At 70.4% G+C, this 4,314-nt stretch carries 5 protein-coding genes; all 5 read left to right on the top strand.

Translation table 11 applies throughout. The features are described 5' to 3' along the window. Positions 1–66: 66 nt before the first annotated feature. Positions 67–333, top strand: coding sequence for a flagellar biosynthesis protein FliQ (gene fliQ / locus GBZ26_RS27600; RefSeq protein ID WP_035682228.1), 267 nt, complete (start codon positions 67–69; stop codon positions 331–333). Between the two features lies 1 nt (position 334). Continuing rightward, positions 335–1,105 carry a lysozyme family protein gene (locus GBZ26_RS27595; RefSeq protein ID WP_174441548.1) on the top strand — a complete coding sequence of 257 codons (771 nt, stop codon included), beginning with the start codon at positions 335–337 and terminating at the stop codon, positions 1,103–1,105. 70 nt (positions 1,106–1,175) lie between these two features. Then, positions 1,176–3,269, top strand: a complete 2,094-nt coding sequence (flhA, locus tag GBZ26_RS27590) for a flagellar biosynthesis protein FlhA (RefSeq protein WP_174441547.1) — start codon at positions 1,176–1,178, stop codon at positions 3,267–3,269. Positions 3,270–3,279: 10 nt separating this feature from the next. After that, positions 3,280–4,038, top strand: coding sequence for a flagellar biosynthetic protein FliR (locus GBZ26_RS27585; RefSeq protein WP_174441546.1), 759 nt, complete (start codon positions 3,280–3,282; stop codon positions 4,036–4,038). 10 nt (positions 4,039–4,048) lie between these two features. Next, on the top strand, positions 4,049–4,314 hold a 266-nt coding region (locus tag GBZ26_RS27580), incomplete at its 3' end, for an EscU/YscU/HrcU family type III secretion system export apparatus switch protein (RefSeq protein WP_174441545.1).

Genomic DNA, 4,314 nt, shown 5'->3' with positions numbered 1-4,314 from the left:
CGTCTGAGTGTGTCGACAGCGGCAGTGGTGTAGAAGAGGGCAACCGCTCCCCCAGGAGAACCCCCAATGAACGAAGCCGACGTGCTGGAAGTCCTGCGCACCGGCATCTGGACGATGCTGCTGATCGCCGCCCCGCCGCTGGTCGTCGCGGTCCTGGTCGGCGTGGCGATTTCGCTGGTCCAGGCGCTGACCCAGGTGCAGGAGATGACGCTGACCTTCGTGCCGAAGATCGTCGCCATCCTGGTCACCACCGTGCTGGCGCTGCCCTTCATGTACGGCGCGCTCACCACCTACGCCGATCGGCTGGGCAGCCTGATCGTCTCGGTGCGGTGACATGCGCCGGCTGGCCGGACTGGCGGCGCTGCTCCTGGCCGGGACCGCATCGGCAGCGGAGGTGAAGCCGCCCGCCGCCCAGATCGGCACATGGTCCACCGCCCTCTACGCGCCGCGCGTCCTTCCCGCGCGCAGCCTGCCGCCGGAGGCCGCCTGCATCGACGCCATCCTGGCGGCGGAGCGCGAGGCCGGGGTGACCGACCACATGCTGCTCGCCATGGGCTTCACCGAGGCCGGGCGGATGACCGCCGACCGGCTGTTCACCGTCTGGCCCTGGACCGTCAACACCGAAGGCGCCTCCCGCTACTTCCCGACGCGGGAGGAGGCCATCGCCTTCGTGCGCGCCGCGCAGGCGCGGGGCACGCGCTCCATCGACGTGGGCTGCCTCCAGGTCAATCTGAAATGGCACCCCGACGCCTTCCCTGACCTCGACACCGCCTTCGACCCGCGCGCCAACGCCCGCTACGCCGCGCGCTTCCTGGGCGACCTGCACCGCGCGCAAGGATCGCTGGACGCCGCCATCGCCCGCTACCACTCCGCCCAGTCGGAGCGCGGGGCGGCCTACCGCGAGCGGGTCGGCGGCAACCGGCGCTGGGTGGCCGGCGCCATGGATTACCTGAAAACGCTGGCCGCCGGTCCCCAGGCCGCCAGTTCCCAAGCCGCCCCCGGTGCGCTGCCCGCCTGGGGCCGGGCGGAGCTTGGCCGCCTGTCCTTCCTGTCCAGCCTCTACGCCAACGCGGCGGTGAAACCCCTTCTGCCGGGCGCAGACTGACCCCGACGTAAAAGCCGGTTTTACCGCGGGACGCTAGCGTACCAACGGTGCCGCACCCTGGAGTTCCCGCATGGCTTTCACGGACACCCTTCGCAACCGGATGACCAGCCTCGGCGATGCCGGGCTGGCGAACCGCGACGTGCTGTTCGCGCTGGGCATCCTGCTGGTGCTGGCCGTGCTGTTCCTGCCGGTGCCGACCTGGTTCCTCGACCTCGGGCTGACGCTGTCGCTGGCGGTCAGCGTGCTGATCCTGATGGTCTCGCTGTGGATCAGCAAGCCGCTGGACTTTTCCTCTTTCCCGACCGTGCTGCTGGTCGTCACGGTGCTGCGGCTGGCGCTGAACATCGCCTCCACCCGCCTGATCCTCAGCCACGGGCACACCGGCCCGTCCGCCGCCGGCCATGTGATCGAGGGCTTCAGCCAGTTCATCATGGGCGGCAACTTCGTCATCGGCGTGGTGATCTTCGCCATCCTGATCGTCATCAACTTCGTGGTCATCACCAAGGGCGCCTCCCGCATCGCGGAGGTCGGGGCGCGCTTCACGCTGGACGCGATCCCCGGCAAGCAGATGGCCATCGACGCGGACCTGTCCGCCGGCATGATCGACGACGTCGAGGCCCGCCGCCGCCGCAAGGAGCTGGAGGACGAGAGCACCTTCTTCGGGGCCATGGACGGCGCGTCGAAGTTCGTGCGCGGCGACGCGGTGGCCGGGCTGGTCGTCACCGCCATCAACGTGCTGGGCGGCATGGCCATCGGCATGGCGCAGCAGGGCATGTCCTTCGAATCCGCGGCGTCGGTCTACACCATCCTGACGGTGGGCGACGGTCTGGCGACGCAGATCCCGGCGCTGGTCGTCTCGCTGGCCGCCGGCCTGCTGGTGACCAAGGGCGGCAACGTCGGTTCCGCCGATCAGGCGGTGCTCGCCCAGCTCGGCGGCTATCCCAAGGCGCTGATGGTGGCGGGCGGGCTGCTCGTCACGCTGGGCGTGACGCCGGGCCTGCCGGCCGCCCCCTTCGTCCTGCTGGGCGGTGGCTTTGGCGCGGCGGGCTGGTACGCGATGCGCGGCAAGATGCGCCGCGCCGCACTCGCCCGGCTGGAGGAAAGCCGCAAGGCGCCCACCGCCCCGGCGGAGGAGGCGGTGGAGGACATGCTGAAGGTGGACGAGGTGAAGGTGGAGGTCGGCAACCACCTCGTCCCGCTGATCCTCAACAAGAACGGCCCGCTGACCGGCAAGGTGAAGACGCTGCGCAAGCGCTTCGCCAAGGAGTTCGGCTTCATCCTGCCGTCGGTGCGCATCAAGGACAGCAGCTTTCTGCCGCCCAAGGGCTATGTGGTCAGCGTCATGGGCGTCGAGGTGGCGAGCGGCGAGGTGCGGCCCAAGCAGCTTCTCGCCATCGACCCGTCCGGCGGCGCCGCCCCCGACCTGCCCGGCGAGGCGACGCGGGAGCCGACCTTCAACCTCCAGGCCCGCTGGATCGACCCGGCCCGCCACGAGGAGGCCATCGCCAAGGGCTACACGGTGGTCGACCCGGAAAGCGTCATCACCACCCACCTGACCGAGGTCATCAAGGACCATCTCTCGACCCTGCTGACCTTTGCCGCCATGCAGAAGCTGCTCGACGGGCTGGGGCGGGAGTACCAGAAGCTGATTTCCGACATGGTGCCGTCGCGCATCACGCTGGTGGTGGTGCAGCGCGTGCTTCAGGCGCTGTTGGCGGAGCGGGTGTCGATCCGCAACCTGCCGGCCATCGTCGAGGCCATCGCCGAGGCGGTGAACTGGACGCGCAACATCACGCTGGTCACCGAGCATGTGCGGGCTCGGCTCGGCCAGCAGATCTGCCAGTCGCTGACGGCCCCCGACGGCTTCGTCCCGGTCATCGTCCTGACCCCGCGCTGGGAGCAGGCTCTCCAGCAGAGCGTCATCGCCGAGGGCGAGGACCGCCGCTTCGCCATGCCGCCGACCCAGGTGCAGGAGTTCCTGACGGCGCTGCGCATCACCATCCAGAAGCACGCCACGCCGCAGGTGTGGCCGGCGCTGCTGGTCGGGGCGGAGGTGCGGCCCTTCGTGCGCTCCCTGCTGGAGCGGGTCAGCCCAATGACTCCGGTCATCAGCCACGCCGAGCTGCACCGCAAGGTGTCCGTCAAGACGATCGACCAAGTCTGAAGGAGCGGTGATGGACACGCTCGCCGACCTGCTCAGCCTGGAGGTCTACCGCGCCTTCCTGGTCTTCGCCCGCGTCGCCGCGGCGGTCAGCCTGCTGCCGGGCTTCGGCGAGCTGGCGGTGCCGCCACGCGTCCGGCTGTGCATCGCGATTCCCGTCGCGCTGGCGCTGACCCCGACGGTGCCCGGCCTGCCTGACCGGCTGCCACCCGACGCCGCGGTGATGCTGGAGCAGATCTTCGCCGAGACGGTGGCCGGCGCCTTCCTCGGGCTGGGGGCCAAGCTGTTCCTGGCGTCGCTCCAGGTCGCCGGCAACATCGCCGCCCAGGCGATGGGCCTCGCCAACCCCTTCGGCACCGACGCGGCGGGGTTCGAGAGCGGGTCGATCCTGTCGGGCACGCTGGTCATCGCCGGGCTGGCGCTGCTGTTCGCGCTCGACCTGCATTACCTGATGATCGACGCGCTGGTGCGCTCCTACGGAAGCTGGCCGGCGGCGACGCTGCCCGATCCCGGCCTGGTGGCGGGGCGCTACGCCCAGCTCGTCGGCGTCACCTTCCGGCTGGGGGTTCAGATGGCGGCGCCGTTCCTGGTCTTCGGCATGATCGCCAACATGGCGCTGGCCCTGGTCAACCGGGTGATGCCCTCCATGCCCGTCTATTTCGTCGCCACCCCGGCGATGGTCGGCGGCGGGATGCTGGTCTTCCTGGTGACGGCCGGCGCCATGGTCACCGCCACGCTGGCCGCGCTGGCCGGCTGGCTCGGCGGGCGGTGAGGAGGCGGGGATGTCCGACGGCCAGGACGAGGAGCAGAAAACCGAGGAGCCGACCGAGAAACGCCTGCGCGAGGCGATGGACAAGGGCGACGTCCCCCGCGCCCGCGACGTCGGTCTGGCCGCCACCATGGCGGCGGCCTGGCTGATCGCCGCGGCCGGCGGGCCGCTCGCCGCCTCGCGCATCGCCGAGGTGCTGCTGCCGCTGATCGAGAATCCGAACGACATCCGGCTCGACGGCGGTCCCTACGACGTGATGAACAGCCTGCGCTGGCTGAT

It is taken from the genome of Azospirillum formosense (assembly GCF_013340925.1).
Classification (GTDB): domain Bacteria; phylum Pseudomonadota; class Alphaproteobacteria; order Azospirillales; family Azospirillaceae; genus Azospirillum; species Azospirillum formosense.
This window is presented reverse-complemented; position numbering and strand designations above follow the sequence as displayed.

Coding starts and splice junctions, on each gene's coding strand:
- fliQ (WP_035682228.1), top strand. CDS start 67: ATGAACGAAGCCGACGTGCTGGAAGTCCTGCGCACCGGCATCTGGACG.
- GBZ26_RS27595 (WP_174441548.1), top strand. CDS start 335: ATGCGCCGGCTGGCCGGACTGGCGGCGCTGCTCCTGGCCGGGACCGCA.
- flhA (WP_174441547.1), top strand. CDS start 1,176: ATGGCTTTCACGGACACCCTTCGCAACCGGATGACCAGCCTCGGCGAT.
- GBZ26_RS27585 (WP_174441546.1), top strand. CDS start 3,280: ATGGACACGCTCGCCGACCTGCTCAGCCTGGAGGTCTACCGCGCCTTC.